The organism is Rhodomicrobium vannielii ATCC 17100 (genome assembly GCF_000166055.1).
Classification (GTDB): Bacteria; Pseudomonadota; Alphaproteobacteria; order Rhizobiales; family Rhodomicrobiaceae; genus Rhodomicrobium; species Rhodomicrobium vannielii.
Window position 1 is genome coordinate 475,398 of the sequence record NC_014664.1, and the last position, 22,060, is coordinate 497,457.

21 protein-coding genes and 1 pseudogene are annotated in these 22,060 nt (G+C 59.8%); 8 read left to right on the forward strand and 14 right to left on the reverse strand.

What is annotated here, in order from left to right; translation table 11 throughout:
* Positions 1-2 precede the first annotated feature (2 nt).
* The 5 genes from RVAN_RS02010 to RVAN_RS02030 all read left to right on the forward strand — a co-directional run bounded on the left by RVAN_RS02010 (position 3) and on the right by RVAN_RS02030 (position 5,521).
* Complete coding sequence (locus tag RVAN_RS02010) at positions 3-1,049, forward strand: EpsG family protein (protein ID WP_013418097.1); 1,047 nt, start codon at positions 3-5, stop codon at positions 1,047-1,049.
* Between the two features lie 99 nt (positions 1,050-1,148).
* Positions 1,149-2,159 carry a GNAT family N-acetyltransferase gene (locus RVAN_RS02015; protein WP_013418098.1) on the forward strand — a complete coding sequence of 337 codons (1,011 nt, stop codon included), beginning with the start codon at positions 1,149-1,151 and terminating at the stop codon, positions 2,157-2,159.
* Between the two features lie 25 nt (positions 2,160-2,184).
* The gene (locus tag RVAN_RS02020) at positions 2,185-3,129 is read left to right on the forward strand and encodes a polysaccharide deacetylase family protein (protein WP_013418099.1); all 945 of its coding nucleotides are present in this window, start codon (positions 2,185-2,187) and stop codon (positions 3,127-3,129) included.
* Positions 3,130-3,217: 88 nt separating this feature from the next.
* Positions 3,218-4,342 (forward strand): glycosyltransferase family 4 protein, encoded by a 1,125-nt coding sequence (locus RVAN_RS19435; RefSeq protein ID WP_013418100.1) that lies wholly within the window; start codon positions 3,218-3,220, stop codon positions 4,340-4,342.
* Positions 4,343-4,408: 66 nt separating this feature from the next.
* Positions 4,409-5,521: a hypothetical protein gene (locus RVAN_RS02030; protein ID WP_169309500.1), complete on the forward strand. Its 1,113-nt coding sequence runs from the start codon at positions 4,409-4,411 to the stop codon at positions 5,519-5,521.
* A 215-nt stretch (positions 5,522-5,736) separates the two neighbouring features.
* Here RVAN_RS02030 and RVAN_RS21085 read toward each other — a convergent pair.
* A pseudogene (locus RVAN_RS21085) lies at positions 5,737-5,978 on the reverse strand (transposase domain-containing protein); the annotation flags it as partial.
* Between the two features lie 91 nt (positions 5,979-6,069).
* On the opposite strand from RVAN_RS21085, the gene tnpA reads away from it, so the two are divergent.
* From tnpA to tnpC, 3 genes are all read left to right on the forward strand, one after another.
* Positions 6,070-6,477 carry an IS66-like element accessory protein TnpA gene (gene tnpA, locus RVAN_RS20965; protein ID WP_041787200.1) on the forward strand — a complete coding sequence of 136 codons (408 nt, stop codon included), beginning with the start codon at positions 6,070-6,072 and terminating at the stop codon, positions 6,475-6,477.
* Complete coding sequence (gene tnpB, locus RVAN_RS02040) at positions 6,474-6,836, forward strand: IS66 family insertion sequence element accessory protein TnpB (protein WP_013418102.1); 363 nt, start codon at positions 6,474-6,476, stop codon at positions 6,834-6,836. The genes tnpA and tnpB overlap by 4 nt, the downstream gene beginning before the upstream one ends.
* A gap of 82 nt (positions 6,837-6,918) precedes the next feature.
* Positions 6,919-8,502, forward strand: coding sequence for an IS66 family transposase (tnpC, locus tag RVAN_RS02045; protein ID WP_013418084.1), 1,584 nt, complete (start codon positions 6,919-6,921; stop codon positions 8,500-8,502).
* A gap of 17 nt (positions 8,503-8,519) precedes the next feature.
* Here the strand turns inward: tnpC and RVAN_RS02050 are convergent, their stop codons facing one another.
* The 13 genes from RVAN_RS02050 to RVAN_RS02100 all read right to left on the reverse strand — a co-directional run bounded on the left by RVAN_RS02050 (position 8,520) and on the right by RVAN_RS02100 (position 22,047).
* The gene (locus tag RVAN_RS02050) at positions 8,520-8,888 is read right to left on the reverse strand and encodes a hypothetical protein (protein ID WP_041787210.1); all 369 of its coding nucleotides are present in this window, start codon (positions 8,886-8,888) and stop codon (positions 8,520-8,522) included.
* Positions 8,889-8,924: 36 nt separating this feature from the next.
* Positions 8,925-10,934, reverse strand: a complete 2,010-nt coding sequence (gene asnB, locus RVAN_RS02055; protein ID WP_013418103.1) for an asparagine synthase (glutamine-hydrolyzing) — start codon at positions 10,932-10,934, stop codon at positions 8,925-8,927.
* A complete protein-coding gene (locus tag RVAN_RS02060) occupies positions 10,922-12,160 on the reverse strand; it encodes a glycosyltransferase (RefSeq protein ID WP_013418104.1) in 1,239 nt (412 codons plus the stop codon). Before RVAN_RS02060 ends, asnB begins: the two co-directional genes overlap by 13 nt.
* Entirely contained in the window at positions 12,160-13,245 is a 1,086-nt protein-coding gene (locus RVAN_RS02065) for a glycosyltransferase (RefSeq protein WP_013418105.1), read from the reverse strand. The genes RVAN_RS02060 and RVAN_RS02065 overlap by 1 nt, the downstream gene beginning before the upstream one ends.
* The gene (locus RVAN_RS02070; protein ID WP_013418106.1) at positions 13,242-14,222 is read right to left on the reverse strand and encodes a glycosyltransferase; all 981 of its coding nucleotides are present in this window, start codon (positions 14,220-14,222) and stop codon (positions 13,242-13,244) included. Before RVAN_RS02070 ends, RVAN_RS02065 begins: the two co-directional genes overlap by 4 nt.
* Positions 14,180-15,331, reverse strand: coding sequence for a glycosyltransferase family 2 protein (locus RVAN_RS19445; RefSeq protein ID WP_013418107.1), 1,152 nt, complete (start codon positions 15,329-15,331; stop codon positions 14,180-14,182). The genes RVAN_RS02070 and RVAN_RS19445 overlap by 43 nt, the downstream gene beginning before the upstream one ends.
* On the reverse strand, positions 15,324-16,793 hold the full coding sequence (locus tag RVAN_RS02075; protein ID WP_041787212.1) for an O-antigen translocase: 1,470 nt from the start codon (positions 16,791-16,793) through the stop codon (positions 15,324-15,326). The genes RVAN_RS19445 and RVAN_RS02075 overlap by 8 nt, the downstream gene beginning before the upstream one ends.
* Positions 16,794-16,813: 20 nt before the next feature.
* Positions 16,814-17,374 carry an acyltransferase gene (locus tag RVAN_RS20970; RefSeq protein ID WP_013418109.1) on the reverse strand — a complete coding sequence of 187 codons (561 nt, stop codon included), beginning with the start codon at positions 17,372-17,374 and terminating at the stop codon, positions 16,814-16,816.
* Positions 17,375-17,408: 34 nt separating this feature from the next.
* The gene (locus RVAN_RS02085; RefSeq protein WP_013418110.1) at positions 17,409-18,491 is read right to left on the reverse strand and encodes a DegT/DnrJ/EryC1/StrS family aminotransferase; all 1,083 of its coding nucleotides are present in this window, start codon (positions 18,489-18,491) and stop codon (positions 17,409-17,411) included.
* An 11-nt stretch (positions 18,492-18,502) separates the two neighbouring features.
* Complete coding sequence (locus tag RVAN_RS18620; RefSeq protein WP_013418111.1) at positions 18,503-20,512, reverse strand: acyltransferase family protein; 2,010 nt, start codon at positions 20,510-20,512, stop codon at positions 18,503-18,505.
* Positions 20,513-20,600: 88 nt separating this feature from the next.
* Positions 20,601-20,741 carry a DegT/DnrJ/EryC1/StrS aminotransferase gene (locus RVAN_RS19965; RefSeq protein ID WP_013418112.1) on the reverse strand — a complete coding sequence of 47 codons (141 nt, stop codon included), beginning with the start codon at positions 20,739-20,741 and terminating at the stop codon, positions 20,601-20,603.
* Positions 20,741-21,496, reverse strand: coding sequence for a WxcM-like domain-containing protein (locus RVAN_RS19970; protein WP_013418113.1), 756 nt, complete (start codon positions 21,494-21,496; stop codon positions 20,741-20,743). Before RVAN_RS19970 ends, RVAN_RS19965 begins: the two co-directional genes overlap by 1 nt.
* A complete protein-coding gene (locus RVAN_RS02100; RefSeq protein ID WP_013418114.1) occupies positions 21,493-22,047 on the reverse strand; it encodes a GNAT family N-acetyltransferase in 555 nt (184 codons plus the stop codon). Before RVAN_RS02100 ends, RVAN_RS19970 begins: the two co-directional genes overlap by 4 nt.
* Positions 22,048-22,060 lie beyond the last annotated feature (13 nt).

The window sequence follows — 22,060 nt, forward strand, 5'->3', positions numbered from 1 at the left end:
AGTTGATTTATATTTCTTCCTATGCGGCGCTTCTCCTTGCAGGCTTTCTGTCTTTCAAAAGCGCATCGCTTCGCCGGGCCTTGTTCCCGATCGTAGCGCTTTTTTTATTTGCCTTCGTCGCTTTTCGATACGAGGTTGGATGCGATTGGAGCGGATACCGAACTAACTACGATTTAGCACAATATCTGACCGTTGAAGAGGCAGTGTCGGGACCGGAACCGGGCTATTGGCTGCTGTTGACGCAACTTCATTCGCTCGGCTTCGAATATCCCTATCTTAACGTCCTCATGGCGAGCCTCTTTTTCTGGGGGCTTACGAGACTTGCAGTAAGGGAGCCTAATCCTCTGGCCATATTGATTCTGGCTTTTCCTGTTCTTGTAATCAACTTGCCGATGTCCGGCATCCGACAAGGCGCAGCGGTCGGCATGATTTGCCTCGCGCTCAATGCGTTTCGCGCGCGACGCCTCATCACCTACGTAGCTTTGGTAGTTTTTGCGAGTTTCTTTCACACAAGCGCGCTCGCCTTCCTGGCACTCGCCCCTTTTGTCAAGTTCAGGGTGACGCGGGCCACCTTGATCCTTTCTGCAATTCTCGTGCTGCCCAGCGTCGCTTTCCTGCTAAATGACAAAGTGGCCTTCTATTCCGACCGCTACGTCGATACAGGCGTCGATGCCGCTGGCGCCGTATACAGGACCGGGATGCTTGCAGTCGTCGGCGGCTATTTCCTGCTCGTTCTGCGGCAGGCCTACCTGGAACGGTTTCCAGCCGATTACAAATTGGCGCTTATCGGTGCCTGGACGATGCTCGGTACACTCGCTCTCTTACCAATTTCGTCAGTGATCAGCGACCGCTTCGGCTATTATGTTGCGCCGATCCAGCTTATGATCATGGCGCGGACGCCCTATCTTATCAAAGGTCGCAGTCGACTCGTTCTCAGTGCAGCACCCTACGCGGCTCTCGGGGTAGTGCTGATTGTTTGGACGTCCTCCTCCGCGCTCTTCAACCAGTGCTATCTGCCGTATCAGACATGGCTGGACTGGCCGCTATAGTGTTTCGACGCCCCTCCACCTTATCTACCCCCCCCCCAGTAATATCATTTCTCGGCCAATGAGGCTTGAACCTAGAGCTCATACTGAATTGAAATGTCCATGATTGACTACGAAATCTACAATCCCTCTCATTGGGAAGACCTGCGCGATCTGTTCAAACGTGTCTGGGGTGCGTCGCGCTCAGTCGAGTACGACCAGAAACACTGGAACAACACTATTATCGGGACAGCGCCAGGAATCGTTGCTCTTGAAGGTGGTCAGATCGTAGGATTTTACACTGTGTGGCCGGTGCCGCTGACCGACGGCGCAAAGGTTGTGACCGGGGGACAACCGATCGACAGTATGGTCGACAGGCAATTCCAGGGACGTGGATTGTTGCGCGAACTGGGACGTCGCTGCTATCAGGAGTGCGCGCGCCACTCAATTGTCGTGATGTACGGCGCGCCCAACAGGGCTGCACTTGCCGGAAACCTCGGTGGGCTCAACTGGTCACATGTGAGCGAAATCGTCGATTACGTGCGTCCCGTTCTCAGGCAAGCTCGCCGTTCAGGCTTCCTAGCAAACCTCATGGAACAGGACCAAGCCATCAAAGGGCTGACGGTGTCGGCAAGGTACGGCGCGCTAGATGCCGTTGCCGTTTTCTACGCGAATGTTGCGGCCCATGAAGACGCCAAAAAGACCTGGCGCCTTGCACAGTCGATAGAGTGGGTTCGATACCGGTACGGTTCCACGCCCGAGGTTCGGTATGTGACGCTTATAAGCGGCGAAGGCGACGCGATCCGAGGGGCAGCTGTATGCGGAATCCGGTTCAAGGATGATCGGAACGAGTCCGTAATCAAGTTAACGATCAGTGAACTCGTCGGACGCGACAACGCCGCCTGTCGCGAGCTGATAGGGGGCATAGTTAGCTTGGCGGCGGCATGCGGTGCTCCTTATGTTCAGGCGAAATCGTCCGGGGCGGGGTTGGGCTCGGTGCTTCTGTCCGCAGGTTTCCTTCCGTATCGCAGGACACCCCTCATTTCGCGAACACTCGACGCGAGCTGTCATCGCGCCAATCCCTTGGCGAAAAGTGGATGGGCGCTGTTCGGTGGCGCTTTCGATACGGTCTAGCGTCTGCAAGAAAGCGATTTAGACTATGGCCGGTTCGTTTTTAATTTCATTCGACTGCGAGGGTAACTGGGGCATAGCCGACAGGCGGGAGCGGATTGAGAGCCGGTTCATTACGCGTCAGCGATTGTCACAGTCTTACCTTGCACTGTTAAAGCTTCTCGATGTCTATGACATGCCCGCGACTTTCGCATTCGTCATGGCGTTCATCCTCCGGGATAGCGAACGTGCTGATTGGCAGCCGCGCTTAACTGACGTGACGTGCGACGGTCGGAACTGGATGGAGAACTTCCGTCGCGCGGAAAGCAGCGGTGATCTTGATGGCTGGTTCTGTCCCGAAGCCTTGGATATGGTCATGGCTGACAGGCGGCATGAAATCGGATGTCATGGCCTCCGGCATGTTCCGTTCACCGGTGAGGGTGTGACTGAAGAAGTCATTAGAATCGAGCTTGCATGCGCCAGGGAAATCGCAAGTTCTCGTGGAATCGACTTACGGACCTTCGTTTTTCCTCGTAACGAGGTTAGCCGACCAGACCTCTTGGCCGAGTACGGCTATCGCGGGTTCCGCAATGCGCATCCCAGCCTAGGTCGCTTAGGCCGTATAGGAAATCTATTGCGCGAGTGCGACGTCTGGGAACGGGCGCAGCCGGAAGAAGCGCCTGTTTCCGGACTCGTTTCCATTCCTGGCGGCTGCTTCATCAATTGGCAAAAGGGCGCGCGCCGCTTGGTTCCACGTGCGCTGTGCCGTGCAAGATGGAAGTCTATCATCGCTGATGCGGCTGATAACGACCGCATCGCAGGCGTCTTCTTGCATCCGCATAATCTTATCGACGGCCCCGAGACGCTCCTCTTTTTGGAAGATGTTCTGGAGCTGTTGGCCGAGTACCGCGAGAAGCGAGCACTCAGAGTGGTGACCCAGGCAGAGTATTGTGCCGAGCGGGCGATTGCGCATTGCATGCCCGCCTTCAACTGATCAGCATGCGATTTTGCAGTTGGCCCTCCGCTCGCGCGCTGCCTCGGTTACACTATAAGTCGCAGCGAGAGACGAGAGGTTCTCAAGGGTGAGCCGCATTCGCGTCCTTCATACTCTTTGCCGCATTCACAGTGGTGGCGTTGAGCAGCGGCGCATCCTTCTGGCTCAAGCGCTGGGACAGGATCGATATGAGCACGCTGTGATCTGTCAGGAGGCAGACGGCCCGATTCCTGGCGTGCTTCGCGACGCCGGCTGGACAATCCATGAGATTGGCTTGGCGCACAGCATCCTTGATCCGGCGTGGCACGCTCGTGCTCACGCTATTGCGCGAGCTTTTCAGCCGGACATCGCGCATGGTGCAGTTTATGAGGGTGAGGCGCTAGCATGTAGCATCGGCCTGCGGATACCGAGGGTCAAAGTTGTCATGGAGGAAACCTCGGATCCAGTTGATCGCCGCTGGACAGGAAATGCGCTCATGCGTGCCATGTGCATGCGTGCCGACGCATGTATTGGCGTATCGCCCAAGGTCACCGGATATTTGCGCGAAACATTGCGCATTCCACAGCGCAAGATACATCTGATCAACAACGCCGTCCCAAGCGTGCCGCCGCCAAGTTTAGCGCGGATGGCCGAGATGCGCGCCAGACTTGGAATCAGCGAAGGCGACGTGATAATTGGCAGCGTTGGGCGCGTTGACGGAAACAAGCGCTTTAGTGACATCATTCGAGCACTGCCCATGATCCGGTCAAGTCAACCGAGAGCGCGGTTGCTTATCGTAGGGGATGGGCCGGATCGGGTAATGTTGGAACGTCTGACAGAGGAACTGGACGTCACTGGTGCCGTCATCTTTGCTGGTTATCAGGGCGCTCCTCGAGATTATTATCATCTGATGGACGTCTTCGTGCTAGCCTCTGCGCACGAAGCCTTTGGCCTAGTCTTGGTCGAGGCGATGTTATCGGGCGTTCCTGTAGTGGCGACAGAGGTGGGTGGAATCCCATTCGTTCTGGCTGAGGGCAAGGCTGGCGTCCTGGTGCCAGCCAAGCAACATGCAGAACTTGCGAACGCCGTCATTCGCCTCCTGGCGGATCAGAGTTCTGCTCAGGCCTTCAGCTCTGCTGGACTCGAGAGAGCGTTGTCGGCCTTTGCCCCAGAACGATATGTTGCCGAAGTTGCACAGCTGTATGCTGACTTGGTCAGACAAGAAAGGGCTTAGAATTTGTCGAGATGTCTGTTCATAACCTGGGACGGCCCTCAGGTCAGCTATCTCGAAGGGCTCTTCTTGCCCATTTTTGAAGGCTTGGCCGAACACGGGCACCGATTTCATGTTCTTCAGTTCACTTGGGGAAATCCTGATCGCATTGCGGCCATCGAGGCGCTGTGCCGGACCGCTGGGATCCCATACCGAGCCGTGATGGTTAACCGAAGGTTCGGCGCTATCGGACCATTAATAACCGCGGTGTGGGGCGCGAAACATATCAAGTCAGTTGTCCGAGACTGGCAGATTGATACGCTGATGCCGCGCAGTCTGATGCCAGCCTTGTCTACGCTCGCGATGCGAGACCGCAAGGGGCTTCGGGTTATTTTCGATGCTGACGGGTTTGCGGCCGATGAACGAGTGGACTTTTCCGGCTTATCGCCGCACAGCCTCAACTATCGGATCATGCGTGATATTGAGGCGCAAATGGTTCGCGTGTCCGATGCCGTCTTGACCCGAACAGAAGCTGCCATCCCTATCTTGCGGGCGCGTGCCGGGGCGGGTGCGGACTCTTCGAAATACTATGTGGTCACGAATGGGCGACGGATCTCGCCGCTGCCTCGTGATCCTCAATCACGCAGTGAACGTGACGGTCCAGCTATTTGCTATGCTGGATCTATTGGTGATCAGTACTGCCCCGACACCATGCTGGCTGTCGCTTGCGCGATACGCGCCAGTCACCCTGACCTGAAGTTCAAGGTCTTCTCGGCAGATGGCGAGAATATGAAAAATGCAATCGCTGCATCCCGCCTGAACGATAGCGAATGGATCTCGATCGAACGTGTTGCGCCGCAAGATGTACCAAGTCAACTGGCACGCTGCGATGTAGGTTTCTCGTTTCGCAAGCCCACATTTTCGACCCAGGGAATCGCCCCGATTAAATTGGGCGACTACCTTCTTGCTGGTTTGCCGATCATTGGATCGGCGGGTGTTGGTAATACCCAACCGCTCATCGAGGCAGGCGTGTTCTTCCCGAGCGACGGCTCCAACAAGGATGAGATAGTGGACTGGGTCAGCGGGACAGTGATGAAGAATCGCGAAACTATACGTGAAACATGTCGCAACATCGGTGCAACGTGGTTTTCCGTATCGGATTCAGTGGATCGCTACCTTTTGAGTTTCAAAGCTCTGCAATGAGCCGAGGCGCTGTTCTTCTACTCGCGCCATAGCCGACATAGGAGTAGGACCAGCCAGAGAGATGAGTTGCGGGGTGCTCGCCGCCGCAGTCGGGCGAGTAGAAGAACAGCGCCGCGGTGGCGCTCGTCCGCCAAAAGGACAGTATCCGCTATGGATCTGCCACTGAGGCGGTTCAGGCTGCCGTTTTCAGGGCTTGCGCGTGAGCCGCGCGCGGTTTTCCAGTTCCACGGCAGGAGCTCGGCCAGTTGATGGCTTTTGTTCTGGCCGGAGACAATGCGCTCAAGGATATCGGTGAGCCATGGCTGCGGGTCGACATCGTTGAGCAGTGCGGTGTTGATGAGCGAGGCGAGAACCGCCCATGAGTCTGCCCCGTTTTTGCTGTCCGCGAAGAGGCTGTTGCGCCTGCCGAGGCCATGGGACGCATGTCTCGCTCTACGGTGTTGTTGTCCACTTCCACGGTAAGCCTCCGCTGAGGGCCGCCTTGCGGGGCGTGTAAGAGACAGGTCTTGTCTGTGACGCTTGTCGCGACAGGAGCTATGCCCGTGCCTATGTCTGGAGATACTTTTGCCCGCCGGTATTCCGTAGTTGCTGATACCCGGCGCCGCTGGAGCGAGGACGAGAAGCAGGCGATCATCGCCGAGGCTTTGCAGCCCGGCGTGAATGTGTCAGCGGTCGCCCGCAGGCATGGGATCAAGCCAAGCCTTCTGTTTCGTTGGCGGAAGCTGGCCAAGAACGACGAGAAGCCAGAGCCCGCACCGGCATTCCTGCCGGTCTCTCTGACGGCGCCAGGGAAGAGCCGCGACACGATCTACGATCACAGCGCCAGTGACGCGCCCGCCGCCGATAATCGCATCGAGATCGAGCTTTTGAACGGGCGGCGCGTGCGGGTTGGCCCCGGCGCCGACATGGGCGCGTTGAAGCGCATTCTCGATATTGCCGACGGGAGGAGACCATGATCCCGGTTCCGACCGGCGTGCGGGTGTGGCTGGCGACGGGTCACACCGATATGCGCAGGGGCTTCCCGTCGCTGTCCTTGCAGGTCCAGGAGGTTTTGCAGCGCGATCCTTTGAGCGGCCATCTGTTTTGCTTTCGCGGCCGCCGGGGCGATCTTCTGAAGGTGATCTGGCATGACGGCCAGGGCGCCTGCCTTTTTACGAAGCGTCTGGAGAAAGGCCGGTTCTTGTGGCCGAGCCCGGCTGACGGCGCGATCTCGATTTCGCCCGCGCAGCTTGGCTATCTGCTCTCCGGGATCGATTGGCGCAATCCGCAAAAAAACCTGGAGACCGACTTCGGTTGGCTGACGGTTTGCCTTTGAAAACGTTGGCGAACCATGATTCTCTTGTCGGGTGACCACGCCGCTTGACGCTCTTCCTTCCGACCTTGCCGCCGCGCATGCGATGATCCTCGCCGAGCGCGCCGCCCGCCTTTCCGCCGAGGCCGTTGCGGCTCGCGCTCGCGCGGCGACATCCAGCACGGACGCGCTGATCGCTCATCTGAGGCTCGAGATCGAGAAGCTGCGGCGGGTGCTTTACGGTAGCCGCTCGGAGCACAAGGCGCGGCTCCTGGAGCAGATGGAGCTTCAGCTCGAAGAGCTGGAGACAGCCGCGGCCGAGGACGAGCTTCTCGCCGAGACAGCCACAGCCCGGACGCAAGGCACGCCATCCTCTACGCGCAAGCATCCATCGCGCAAGCCTTTCCCGGCGCATCTGCCGCGCGAGCGCGTGGTGCTCCCGGCGCCGACATGTTGTCCGTCTTGCGGCTCGACGAAGCTGTCGAAGCTCGGCGAGGACGTCACCGAGACGCTCGAGGTTGTTCCGCGCCGCTGGAAAGTCATCCAAACGGTGCGCGAGAAGTTCTCCTGCCGGTGCTGCGAGGCGATCGCGCAACCGCCGGCGCCCTTTCATGCAACGCCGCGCGGTTTTGCCGGGCCGGGCCTTTTGGCCATGATCTTGTTCGAGAAGTTCGGCCAGCACCAGCCTCTCAACCGGCAAAGCGAGCGGTATGCGCGCGAAGGCGTCGAACTTTCCGTCTCGACGCTGGCCGATCAGGTTGGGTCCTGCATGGCGGCGCTGCAACCGCTCCAGGCGCTGATCGAGGCCCATGTTCTTTCGGCCGAACGGTTGTTTGGCGACGACACGACGGTGCCGATCCTGGCGAAAGGCAAGACAGTCACCGGCCGCATCTGGACCTATGTCAGAGACGATCGCCCTTTTGGCGGGACCGCGCCGCCGGCCGCGCTTTACTACGCTTCGCGAGACCGAAGGCAGGAGCATCCCGAGAGCCATCTTCGAGACTTCGCCGGCATTTTGCAGGCCGACGCCTATAGCGGCTATAACGGGCTTTACGATCCGGCGCGCGAAAAAGGCGCCATCGTCTCGGCGCTGTGCTGGGCGCACGCCAGGCGCCAGTTCTTCGAACTGGCTGACATCGCCGCCAACGCGAAGCGCGGCAAACAGGCGCCGGCCATCTCCCCGATTGCGCTGGAAGCGGTCAAGCGCATCGACGCGCTGTTCGACATCGAGCGCTCCATCAACGGCCTTCCCGCCAGCGAGCGCCTGCGCGTGCGCCAGAAGCAAAGCGCGCCGCTTCTGGCCGATCTGAAAACCTCGCTTGGCGAGGAGCGCTCGCGATTGTCGCGCTCGGCTTCCGTCGCCAGGCCCATCGATTATCTGCTCAAGCGCTGGGATCGGTTCGCCGCTTTCCTTGGCGACGGCCGCATCTGCCTGAGCAACAACTCGGCCGAACGAGCGCTGAGAGGTTTTGCGCTCGGAAGAAAGTCGTGGCTCTTCGCCGGTTCAGATCGCGGCGCCGACCGGGCCGCCTTTATGATGACGATGATCATGACGGCCAAACTCAACGGCATCGATCCGATGGCTTGGCTGGCCGATGTGCTCGCCCGCATCGCAGGCCAGCCGCAAAGCCGACTCCATGAGCTGCTGCCCTGGGAATGGAAGCAGCCCGGCTTGCAACTGGCGGCGTAGTCATCAACCGCAAGCGCTCACGCTGCGGCCCTCACCGGATGCTTACCTTCCACGCGGCCGTCGGCGAGGAACACAGTGAGCCCCTGCCAGTGGTTGAGCGTGTAGCGGATCGCGGCGGCGAGCGGCGCCGAGACCTCCTTCAGCCGGCCGTCAACACCGCTCCGCGCCACTATCGTGGTGCCTTCGGCCAGTGTTGACCGCCGCTGCGCGCGGCGCTTCGCGATGTCAGGCCGCGACGGAGAAACGCCTCTCCGTCGAACAAAGAAAAGTCGCCCCAGTTCGAAGGGTCCCTTTTGCACGCCGATCCGGGGTTCCGATTGGACGCCGATTGACAGGTTCGGCGTTGAGCTCGTCAGCGCAACAGGTCGGGCGACGTCGTCGCTCACGTCTCCCCGCACTTTGCAGCAAACGCTACAGCCGTCTCAGGCCGGCGTTTCCACACGGACGCGGTCGATATTGCTCATTTGTACCGCCCTCCACGCCATGAACATCAGCACGATCCACAACCGGTACGTCCAGTCGCGGCGGCCGGACAGGTGTTCGGCCCAGGCTTGGCGAACCGGTGCTGGATCAATCAGGTCGTCTCTGGCGAGGGCGTCTTCCGACAGCAAATCCTCAGCCCAGCTACGTAATGGACCGCGCAGCCATTCTCCGACAGGGATGCCGAAGCCAGTTTTCGGGCGTTCGATCAGTTCGCGCGGGACATGGCGGTAGAGGATCTGCCTCAGCGCCCATTTCCCCTGTCCATCGCGGATCCTCATGTCCGGCGGCAATCGAGCCGACAGGCTCATGACTTCGGGATCGAGGAAGGGCACCCGCGTCTCCAGACTCACACCCATGGCGGCGCGGTCGACCTTGCAAAGGATATCGTCGGGCAGGTAGGTGCGCATGTCCTGCGCCATCATCCGTCCGACCGGATCATCCTCCAGGACGGAGGGGAGCAGCGGATCGTCGAGAACGCCGCCTAGATCCGCAGAGAACCCCCGGACGAGCCGCTGACCCGGCCATTCCGACACGAGGCTGCGGTAGAGATCGTCCTGCGTCTCGACTTCGCGCAGTCTGGCTGCTAGCCGGTGCGCCTTGTCGCCCGGTCGGCTGACGGACCTGCTTACGATCGCCCCGGCCCGGTCCCAGACCGGAACCGGCACCGCTGCGATCGCATGCCCCAGCGACCGCCTGAGACCGAAGGGCATCCAGTCGAGCCGGCGCCAGACGCGCGGTCCCCAGAAATAGCGGTTGTACCCCCCGAACAATTCATCTCCCGCATCGCCGGACAGCGCCACGGTGACTTGAGCGCGCGCGGCACGACAGACGAGATGGCTGGGGATCTGTGACGAATCCGCGAAGGGCTCATCGTACAGGTCAGGAAGTTGGGGGATGACCTCGCGCGCTTCGTTCTCGGTGACGACGAGTTCGGTGTGATCGGTCCCCAGATGGCGCGCCACGGCGGCGGCGAAGGGCGCTTCATCGAAGGCGGGGTTTTCGAAGCCCACGGTAAAAGTCTTCACCGGCCGCGACGATTGCACCTGCATAAGGGCCACGATCAGCGAACTGTCGATCCCGCCCGACAGAAAGGCGCCCAGCGGCACGTCGGCGAGCATCTGGCGTCCCACCGCAGCGCGCAGGGCAGTGTCGAGCGCTCCGAGCGCCGCGACCTCGTCGGTAAAGCGGTTCCGGCCGCCGGCCTCGATCGCCTCGTTCAGCGACCAGTAGCGTCGGATCGACAAGCTGCCGTGACGGTCGCCGGGGCGTAGCGGGTCTTGCGGCGGAGCCGCCGGCGGGGTGTCGTCGACTGTGAGGATGCAGCCCGGTTCCAGCTTGTAGACGCCGGGATGGATGCTCCGAGGCGCCGGCACATAGGCAAACCGCAGATAGAGCGCGAGCGCCTGCCGACAGACGTCGCGCGGAAAGCCGGGATGCTGGCGCAGCGCCTTCAGCTCGGACCCGAAGACAAGCGCCCCCCCGGCCCAGCCCCAGTAGAGCGGCTTCTCGCCAATCCGATCGCGGGCAAGCGACAGGCGCCTTTCCTTGCGGTCCCAAAGCGCGATGGCGAACATCCCGGCCGCGCGCCGCAACGTTTCGTCCAGGCCCCAATGCGCGATCCCGGCGAGCAGCGTCTCGGTATCCGAATGCCCGCGCCAGTCGGGCGCGACGCCCGCCGCCTCCAGATCGCGTCGCAGATCAAGGTGATTGTAAATCTCGCCGTTGAAGGCGATCACGAACCGCCCGCAAGCGGACCGCATCGGCTGCGCCCCCGCCTCGGACAGGTCGAGGATCGACAACCGCCGGTGCCCTAGCGCGATCCCGTCCTCCGCCCAAAGCCCTTCGGCATCTGGCCCGCGGTGGTGGAGGGCGGCTGTCATGCGGGCAATCGTGCCGCGTACGTCGTTCGACGGGGGGGCCGCGCTCAGGATGCCGGTCAGTCCGCACATGGCGTCATCATTTCCTCTGCAAGGACGGCATTGGCCGCGCCGGTCAGGGTAGCGTAAAGTGCCGCATAGGCTCGGGTGCCTGCCTGCAGAGAGAACACCTCTTCCGCCGCCTGCCGACAGCGCGCGCCAGTTTCCGGGTCTGACAGCAGCGTCAACAGCCCGTCCCAAGCGGCCTGCATCTGCGCCAATTCGAGCCCATCGAGCAGAACGCCGACCCTGCGATCGCGGATGATCCGGGCGACATCGCCGACACCGTCATTGGCCACGACCGGCAGGCCACAGCCAAGGATTTCGGCCATGCGGGTTGGGGAGCGTCCCAATTCCGAGACCTGTCCACCCGCGTAGAACATCACCGACGCCGTCTGTCCTTGCAGCACCAAGTGCACATCTTCGGGGGCCACCGCGGCAATGCGCAGTCGGTCGCCCAGCCGTCCGTCCGGATCGAGCCCGGCGCGCACCCGCGCGGGATCGTCGCGTGTGGTCAGTTCGAATATCGCATTGGGATCGCGCGCGGCTGCAAAGGCCAGGAACGCCGCCAGCCAGTCGAGCCGGAACCAACCGCTCAGCACCGTCCCAAGACAGCCGATCACCCATCGATCCGGCCTCCCCTCAGCCGGAACAAACCGGTCGAGGTCGGCGCAGGTCGGGATCACCGCAACGGTCTGGCCCGCCATGTCAGATGGATAGATCTGTTTCAGGTGATCGTGGGCCGCATGGGTCAGCGACACTACGGCGTCAGCCCGTCGCAGGCAGGCGCGTTCGGCAGCGACGATCGCACGATGCAGCAGGGACCCGCGCCGCAGCCGCCCCGCGGTTATCAGCTCTTCGGGCCAAAGGGCGCGCATGTCGAAGATGAACGGCACGCCGGTCAGCCGTCCGACAATCATTGCAACAGCGGCGGGGATGTAGGAACGGGCATGGATCAGCCGTGCGCCCTGTCCCTCGACCTCGCGCCGTACCAGCCAGATCATCCGCAGCATGCTCAGCCCGGGGGCGATGATCTTTGGCCGAGGCGCGAACCGCTGCGGCAGCCAGCGGATGCCCAGCCTGTCGCATTCGGCCCGCGCAGCGCCCATCCGCGCGGCATCGGCCCGGTCCTCGTCCTTTTCATAGGTGATCAGCGTGATCCGGTAGTCGCTCGAAAGCCCCCGCAGATAGGCGAAGACCTGGCTTTGCCCCAGCGGTTCGAGCAGCCCGTTGCGGGTCATATAGAGCGTCGGAGTCATCACAGGCCCATGAGGTCGAGGTACTTCCGTGCCGCGATGCCGGGCGCAAAGTCTGCCGCCCGGCGGCGCAGGGCGTCGCGGTCCACGGGCGCGTCGAGCGCCGCCTCCATCGCGCGCGCCAGGGCGTTCGCATCGCCCACCGGGACCAGGCGGCCGAAGCTGCCGTTATCGAGGATTTCCGCCGGGCCCGAGGGACAATCGGTAGACACGACGGGCAAGCCAAAAGACAACGCCTCGACAATCACGTTGCCGAAGCCTTCATGGTCCGAGGATAGAACGAACAGGTTGGCGGTCGCATAGAAGGCCGAAGGATCGGCATGGAAACCGGCAAAGATCACACGGTCGGCAATGCCAAGCTCTGCCGCAAGTCCCCGCAACATCGTTTCGTTCTGGCCCTGACCCAAAATCATCAGCCGTGCGTCCGGTCGCGGCATGGCGGCGAAGGCTCGTAAGAGAAGGGGGTGGTTTTTCTGCTCTTTCAGGCTTCCCACCGTCAGGATTCGCAGCCCCGGCGGGCAATTCCAGAGGCGCTCGGCCAACGTCGTGGCCTGAAGCAGCGGCACTGCACGCGGTGGGATCGGATTGTGGAGAACAGCGACGCGCTCCCTGCCCAACCCTGCCAGCCCTGCGGTATGGCGCGCCGCCCCTTCTGACACTGCGGCAACACGATCGGCCAGACGATAGGTCGTAAGAAGACTGGCCCGCATCATCATGTTATGGGACCAACCCCAGGAAGCATATTGGTTCGAGAGCGTAATGTGCTCCACAAGAAGGAGGCGTGTTCGCTGCATCGACAACATGCGACCAGCAACCGCGGCCGATGTCAGCGGCCACATGTTCGCGATCAGCGCATCGGGGCGACGTGCACGCAGATAACGGGCGAGGGGCACGGGAACCTGCCCGGTCTTCCGAATGTCCAGATCGACCACCGGGAAACCCCGCTGCGCTTCGCTTAGAAAATCCCCCTCTGCCCGCATGAGCACGAATTCAACCGGATGTCCCAGCGCCGCAAACGCCCGCGCCAGATCGACACTGACCCGCTCGGCACCGCCACCGCGCAAGTCGGGGAGAAGGATGGAGATCAACTCGCGATCCTGCGGTACAATGAGACTGGCAAGAACAGCCTTAGTGCGGCGCGCAGTGATTTTGTGTCTCTCGGCTTCATGAAAAAGTTTCTAACTAGTGGAGTTATAATCCGTTGCTCCTGGTTTATCTCAAGGAGGTTATTGTAGAACGCAATATTTTTTTTAATAATATTAATTTGTTTTGAAGATAATTTGTAAGGAAGACTTTTGGAGTCATCAAGCATCTGTTGAAATGCAGAAAGGTACCAATTTGTAAACTTTATGGGCTCAGAACTCCTTCTTTTGTTAATATCTGCGCCTGAGTAGGTGGACACCCCGCACCCTATTCTGTAGTGAGTTAAACATTGATCGACAAATGCCACTTTGCCGAGTGAGGACTCTCGAAATGCCATCGCTATGCCTTCTTGTGTAAGATCGGCTCTGAATGGCCCAAAAAAATCGAAAACGGACTTTCGGAATGCATGTGACTGAGTGATTACGGATTGCCCTCGTTGAATAACTTTGTCCAATGAAGTGGTTGATTCCAGGCTAGTGTGAAGTCGTTCTCGAATAGGTTGACCGACGAGATTAATTTCAAGGACATTCGAATGAACGCCGACATTTCCTGGATCTGCAAGGAGCTTCTCAACGAATATTTCGGTTCGATTCGGCAATGCGATATCGTCGCCGGCAGCCCAGCTAACAATCTCGCCGCTTGACGCGGCGATTACTTTATTAATATGCCCGGCTAGTCCTAAGTTTTTTAAATTTCTCCTCAACCTGATTTTGTGCGGCCCCTCATACTCTGCTGCCATTTCCTGCATGATCTCAAACGTCTGGTCGGTCGAACAGTCGTCAGATAGGATGATCTCCAGCGGTTCGTATGTTTGAGAAAACGCGCCGTTTATGGCCTCCCTGACAAACTGCGCCTGATTGTAAGCAACTACAGCAAACGTTATGAGCGGACGCTCGGTATTCTCTTCCATAATTTCACCCATGTTGCGGAAAAACTCCGATGCGGGATGCCTCTATCGCGCCTTCTTCCAAATGACTTTGCAATTTTAACAGTCAAACGGTAAATCGGACTATCCGCGTAACCAAGAGCATGCACAAGTTCAGACAGGCGATGCTTCATCTTTGCATCGATCGCATAATGAAAAAAATATATATAAATAAATTTAGTTTTCCATAACAGCCCTGGCGTAGGTTTATTTGGGCGTATAAACGCAGAAAGAGCTCTTATTTTATTTCTGTATTTCCGGTCTAGCCGCCGACTTGGCTTTGCGGGCAAATCGGAAACGGACAGGTCCTGCACTTTTGTTATATAACTGATAATTTGGCTTCTTATAAAACGATTCCATCGGCTCGAATCAAGTATGTTATTGCAGCGTCCACTTGAATTAATTGACATTCTTATAGCAACAAGTGGCTCTGGAACGTATATGATTGGACCGGTCAAGAGACATCGTAGCGCCATGGGGCCGTCTTCGATAATTGACCCGCCACAAAACGGACCGAAACGCTCAAAGACCTTTTTTGAATATGCACACGTTGGCGCGATAAAGGGCAGCAAGTCAATTTTCATCCACCGTTCAAGCTCGTTTTTTAAAATAATACTCGATGCTCTTGGTAATAAAATATCTCTCCGCTGTCCAATATCATTTAATTCCAAGGCACAACTATGAATACATGAAACCGCTTTATCATGTTCGAGCCAAGAGTTTACAATTGCTTGCGTTCTTGATGGCAATGAAATATCGTCCCCAGCGGCGACTATTAACAGCTCTCCACGAGCCATCTGCGCTACGGCGCTGAGGTGCTGCGCCGTACCCAGGTTTATCTCGCCTCTTCGCAGATATACGCTGTGCGGCCCCACATACGCCGCCGCCATCTCCTGCATGATCTCGAATGTCCGGTCGCTGGAACAGTCGTCAGACAGGATGATCTCCAGCGGTTCATAGGTCTGGGAAAACGCTCCCTCCACCGCCTCGCGGATGTATTTCTCCTGATTGTAGGCAAAGAGCGCGAAGGTCACGAGCGGTCGGTCCGCCATGCCCTCGGTCAGGCTTGCGTTGCCGCAAGAACTTTTCGTCAGTCGGTCATCCATTTCTCACCCTTTCACCCAGCGCCGCCATGCGACCGAGCCTTCCGCCCGCTCCAGTTTTTTCGGACAAGCGCATCACAGTCCAGAACGCCATGCCCAGCGCCAGCACCATTCCCAGCACTGCACCCAGCGGCTCCGACCAGCGCGCCGCTGAGTCCACCGCGACGGCGGCCCCAATCACCGCAATCGCCTGCACCCGCACTGCGCGCGTCCAACAAAATCCGATCTGGCGCCTTCCCAGCCACCACACCAGCGGCAGGTGGACGACGTAGAGGGCAAGGAACGCCACCCCCGTTGCCGTGACCCCGATAAGCGGCAGACCAAAATAGACGCCCAGCACGAAGACACATATCCCCAGCGACTCAGTCACGATGAAGGTCTTGCCCGCCCCTGCGGCGAGGATGATAAAGCCGAGCGGCCAACTCATCACCTTGAAGATGTCGCCCAGAAGCTGCCAGCGTAGTATCTCGACCGCAGGGCCAAATTCCGCCGTGTAGAGCAGCCGGATCACCCACGGCGCGCAGCCCAGCATCGCCACAATCACGGGGCCGCAGAGAAGCAGCGCGACCTCGGTCTGCTCGTTGACGAGCCGCACCGCTGCGGCGCGGTCGCCGATCGCTGCGGTGAGGCGGGGGTAGTAGTCGGTCCCCATCGCCCCGAGCACGAAGCCCAGATAGGTCATCCCAATCGCCCAGGCGGCCTGAAACTGACCGAGCGCCTCGGCCCCAAGCTCGCGCTGAACCAGCACGCGCACGGCGAGGAACCCCGCCATGGCGATCAGACCGCTCATCATGAAGGCGAAGCCGAGCCGCGCCATGGCACTCCATTCGCGAGCGAGGAGCGGCAGCGGATCGGACGGGCCGGAAGGCCGCTCGAGCCGCGAGACGTACAGGTGGCCAAGCAGAAAAGTAACGACCGGCGCCGCCAGGACCATCGCAATAAGCCCGTCCTCGCCCCAGAGCCAGAGCGCCGCCACACCGAGCACTGCCCCCCCGCTACCCGAGCCGACCTGCACCCGAGCAATGTCGCCAATCCGGCGCAACCCGATCAGTAGTGCGCTCTGCGCCCCAGCCGCGACCGAAAGTCCGACACCGAGCGAGAGCCACGCCACTTGAGCCGCCCGCTCCGGGTCAGCCACGAAGCGTGTGGCGATCCAGCCGCTGGCCAGCCAGAACAGCGCCGCACCGAGGATCGCTTGGGCGAGTGTGCCCCAGAAAAGCGCCCGTCGAACACGTCCGACCTCTGCTGCCCCGCCATCGGCGCTGGCCGCCGCAATCTGGCGAGTGCCGGAATTGGTCAAGCCCAGCCCAGCAACAGACCCGGCAGTCTGCATCAAGCTCTGATAAAGACCCACGAGCCCCACCCCGGCCGGGCCCAGCAGTACCGCCGCAATTTTCATTTTCACGAGGCTAGCGAGGATATTCACCACAGATGCCCCGCCGATAATCGACGAGGACCGTAGCATCGTGCGGTAGGACGATTTGCTCACAGTGACCTGACAAGAGTGGCCGGGTTACCGGCGGCTATAACATTTGGCGGAATATCAGAGACAACGACCGCACCAGCGCCGATCACTGCCCCGTCGCCAATCGAGACACCCTTGAGGACGATGGCTCCCGCACCGATAAAGACGTCATCGCCGATCTTCACTGACCGCTGCACGATGGCCGTAGCGTTTGTTCGATCTGAAACGCGCAGCACATGGAAGTCACTATCAAAAATTGTGACCCTTGGCCCAATCAAGCAACGATGGCCAATTTCGATTTTTTTGGCCTCTGCAATCGCAGTGAAGTCATTGTTCAGGTAGGTGCCATCGCCGATGCAGATCTCGGCCGTTTCACTTCGCACTTCGATATGGCAAGCGCCACTGAAATACCCAGGCGACGGAAACACTCCGATCGTCACATTGCGTCCAATCGTAATCTTGCCGCTACCAAGCGCATGCACTGGTTGAAAAATGCGCAGTCCTTGGCCGGAGAGCTTATTAGTTGATACAATTTCATAGACTAGTATTCTTAGCTTCTGCAGTTGACCGAGCAGTGTCAACCTTAGACGTCTCACTATTCTAGGTATGAGCGGCCTAGACATTTGACATAACCCGCACCGCGTCAGCCAACGCGAGTTGCGGCCCCATCGGCAGGCTCAGCACTTCCTCGGCAAGTTGCCGCGCCAACGGCAGAGCGTCAGGGGCAAGGCCAAGCCCGGCATAGGCGGCCTGCATGTGCGGCGGAATCGGGTAGTGGATCAGCGTGCCAACCCCCGCTTCGGCCAAACGCTTCTGGAGACCTGCCCTGTCGGGCGAACGAACGACATACAGATGCCAAACCGGATCGGCCCAGTCTGGAACATGGGGCAGGATCAGGCCGCTGTCCCGCAGCCCCTCGGCATAGGCGGCAGCGATGGCGCGGCGGCGGTCGGTCCATGCGTCGAGATGCGGCAGCTTGGCGCGCAGCACCGCCGCCTGGATGGGGTCGAGGCGCGAATTCGCACCCTGTACCTCGTTCCGGTATTTCAAACGGCTGCCATAGTTGCGCAAGACGCGGATCCGGTCCGCCAGATCGGCGCTGTTCGTCGTGATCGCACCGCCATCGCCAAGCGCACCCAGGTTCTTGCCGGGATAGAAACTCCAGCAGACGACATCGCCATGCGCCCCGATCCGCCGTCCCTTGTAGCGGGCACCATGGGCCTGGGCAGCATCCTCGATCACCGCTATGCCGCGCTGACGGGCCAGCGCAAGGATCGGGTCGAGGTCGGCGGGCTGGCCGTAAAGATGTACGGGCAGAAGGGCCTTGGTCGCTGGTGTGATCGCGGCGGCGATGCGGGCAGGGTCGATGTTGTGGGTCGCGGGGTCGGGTTCAACCGGCACCGGCCGCGCGCCGACTGCCGTCACAGCAAGCCAAGTGGCGATATATGTGTTCGACGGCACAATCACCTCGTCGCCCGGTCCGATGTCAAGTGCCCTGAGCGCGAGGATCAGCGCATCAAGCCCGTTGGCCACGCCCACCGCATGATCCGCGCCGCAAAAGCCCGCCCATTCCGCCTCGAAGGCCTCGACCTCGGGACCAAGGATATACCAGCCGGAGTCGAGCACGCGATGGATCGCGGCGTCGATCTCCGCTTTGAGTTCGCGATAGGCGGCGCCGAGGTCGAGGAAGGGGATCAATTCAAGCTCCTTCAGTTGGGCATAGCTCTGAATGCGGCTTTTGCCATGACTGGATCCGTGGGGCCTCGGACCTGTCCATGGGAGGCCTCGATGACCAAGGCAGCAAGGTCGTGCAACCTGCCGAGCGCGCTGGAACCCGCAGCAGACAAGTGACCGTGGTCACGGTAGGCCGGAACGTCCTGCACGGTGGTATGGCAGACTCCGTCGCTACAGAGGAAATCGTCCAGCCAGATCACCGGAACAGCACCCTCCACAGAGTGGAGCAGATCACGCGGCAGAGTGCTGAACCTGTAGTGGTCGACTTGCGGAAAATCGCAGGATGCCGTGGTTCTGCTCATCAGCCGGGTCCGTATATGGCACAATCCGAGGTCGTGTCCGGTCCGTGGCGGCGGCGAGACAATGACGAGCTGTTTGCCTGCCACTGCTAGCTGCGCCGCCAATGCCTCAATCCGGGCAGCCAGGGCCGCCTGCCGAGCTGCGGTTTCGGTGATGAAAGAGCCATCGCGGGTAAATAGATTTCTAACGCTTTGCTCGAAGGTTGAGCTGATGACCACGGTTTTCACCGTTTTCTGGGCGAGTATCCAGGCAAGTGCAGAATCGTTAAAGTCAATGCAGCTTTGCCAACTGGTCAAGGTATCATTCAGTGCAAGACCGGGAATCGGGCCACATTGGCTGAGCGTCAGTTGGGCGAAGGGGCGGGCCGAAGGGCTGTCCCGAAGTGCCTGCGCCAAATGCATGGCGAAGCTGTCGCCCCAGAGCGCAAGTTCAGGCTGGTCCGACAGCCGACAGGCTGGAGCAGTGGTGAAACGGCCTGCATCACAATCTGGATGCAGTCCGAAATTCGGTGCCAGCGGATCCAGATCGATACTAGCAAATGTTTGTCCCCCAGGGGACTTGCGCCCGGAAAAACCGCTACCGTCCACTAGAACCGCGCCTACCAGACAGGCCGTGCCAATGCAGGTCAGGGCGGCAAGCACAACGCGGCGCCCACCGGGTGAATATGGAACTGCTCTGCGGAAAGGCTGTTCGACAAAACGCCAGCTGAGCCAAGCCAAGATGAAGGTCGCCAGCAGCAGTACTGCAAGCAGCAGTCCCTCCGGTGGCGAAATGTTACCGATCCGGGCAAAGGCCAGAAGTGGCTGATGCCAGAGATAGGCACTATAACTGATCAATCCGATGGCGACCAGCGGCCGCCAGCAAAGCAGCCGGGCTGCTAATGTCCCCTGCCGCGCAAAGCCCAGCGCTAGCGCGGCCCCGACCACCGGGATCAGCGTCCATAGGCTGGGCATCGGCGTCATAGCGTCAAAGCTCACCACGCTGTAAGCGATTAGCGCTAACCCGACAAAGCCTGCCAGTTCCGCCAAGTTGCGCCTTTCCGTTGTACCGCCCCGGCTGTGGTACTGCGCGACAATAGCGCCAATCAAAAGCTCCCACACCCGCGAGGGCATTAGATAGAAATTCGCAGTTGGCGCATGATCGCTTCCCCATTCGGCGACTATCAGGCTGGTCATGCTGACGACGAGAAGCGCCGGCAACAATAGTGCCCGGCGCCAGCGCCATAGCAGCGCCAGCATTCCTGGAAAAATAAGGTAATACTGTTCCTCGATCGCCAAAGACCAAGTATGCAATAGAGGTTTCAGTTCGGCCGCCGCGCTAAAGTAGTCAGTTTCCCGCCAGAACAATATGTTGGAGCCGAATAAGGCTGTGGCGATGAGGCTTTTGCCGAAAGCGACAAGTTCCTCGGGCAGCATCCAGGCCCAAGCGAACGGAACACAGACCAGCATCACTACGGATAGTGCAGGAAGGATACGCCGGGCCCGCCGTTCATAGAACTTCGCCATCGAAAAGCGACCTGCCGCAAGATCGGCGAGCAGGATTGCAGTGATCAGATAACCGCTGATCACAAAGAAAATGTCTACCCCTACAAAACCGCCGGAAAATCCAGCAATACCAGCGTGAGAAAGGATGACCGGCAATAAGGCGACCGCCCGCAGTCCGTCGATTTCAGTGCGGTACTTCATATTTGCCACCTCGGGCAATTGCGATTAAGATCGCCGCAAACTTTGCGCTACGCCTTTCACACTCTGCAAAAACTTTACTTAATTTATCTCAGTAACGATCGGCCTCGAAGGCCTCGACCTCGGGGCCCAGGATGTACCAGCCCGAGTCGAGCACGCGATGGATCGCGGCGTCTATTTCTGCCTTGAGTTCGCGATAGACGGCGCCGAGGTCGAGGAAGGGGATCGTCATTACCCGCGCTTTTCCAATTCTGCGAGGAAGTCGTCATAGGTTCGCAGATAATCATCGGCTTCGTAGGTCCGCGATGCGAATACCAGAAGAGCCGCATCAGGGCTGTAACGATACTGGGTTCCCCAGATCATATCCGGCATGAATACCCCCATGTCTGGCCGGTCGAGGGTCACTTCGCATCGGCTCTGCCCGTCATCAAGCAACACGCGACATGTGCCGTGGAGGCAGATGAGGAACTGCTGACATCGCCTGTGTGCATGTTCGCCCCGCAATTCCAGAGTAGGGACATCGAAAACGACAAAATAACGGGCGGGCGAGAAGGGCACCTCGGTCGGCACTTCGCCAACGGTCAGCGCCCCGCGAGCGTCGGTGATCCGGCGCATGAGAAACAGCGCGCTTTCGCCCACACCGAGATCAACCTTTGACGGGCGAGGGAGGTGGCTGAAGGCGCGAATGTCGATGTGTTTCGGATCGGGGCGCCTCTGGGAGCCGCCGTCAAGATAGCCGACCACTTGCGCGGGGTTGCCTTCGACGATTGCATTCGGGGGCACCGAGCGCAGAACGACGGCGCCAGCCTTGACCCATGCGCCCTGCCCAATGGTCACGTCCGCGCCGATAACGCAGGCGGCATCAAGCCGTACATTCTGCCGAAGCACGATCCCGTCTCCCGCGAGGACGACCCTTGGACCAAATGTGACGCCTTCAGCGATCTGTGCGTTTTCGGAAATTATGCAGTCAACGGGCCTTTCAGTCATTCCTCACGCTCCCCTTCGAGGATTGCCATGTATCTGGGGCGGTCGGTCAGAAACCGGTCGCGGGCATAGGCGAAATAGATGTCGCGCGCGTCACGGCGGATTTCCGTCATACCCAGACGCCGATAGAAAGCCTGTGCATGATCGTTCTCGACACGCACGTCGACGTTTGCTGTTGGTAAATCGAGACCTTCGAACCCGACACCGAAGGACAGCACCGCGCTCTCCAGCGCCGCCTTCCGCGTCTTGTTGCGGTCAAGGATCCAACTGCCCCAGGTAAAGCTGTCTTTCCCGATGTCATAGAGTCGGACCAGCCCGCAGCGGACGCCATCGCGGCGTTCGATGACATAATAGAGTTCTCGCAAGTCCCCCTCGCGCGCCTTGTAGTCTTCGATCCAGCGACGCTGGTCCTCGGCTGTGCCGCGTACCTCCGAGAGGTGCTGGCTGTAGGCTTGATCGGTGCGCAGGGCGTGGACGTAGTCTGCATCCTCGGGCCAGATGAGGCGCAGGACGATGTTTGGGCCCTCGATACGGGTGAGGTCAGTGTGAACCATCGGATCCTCAATT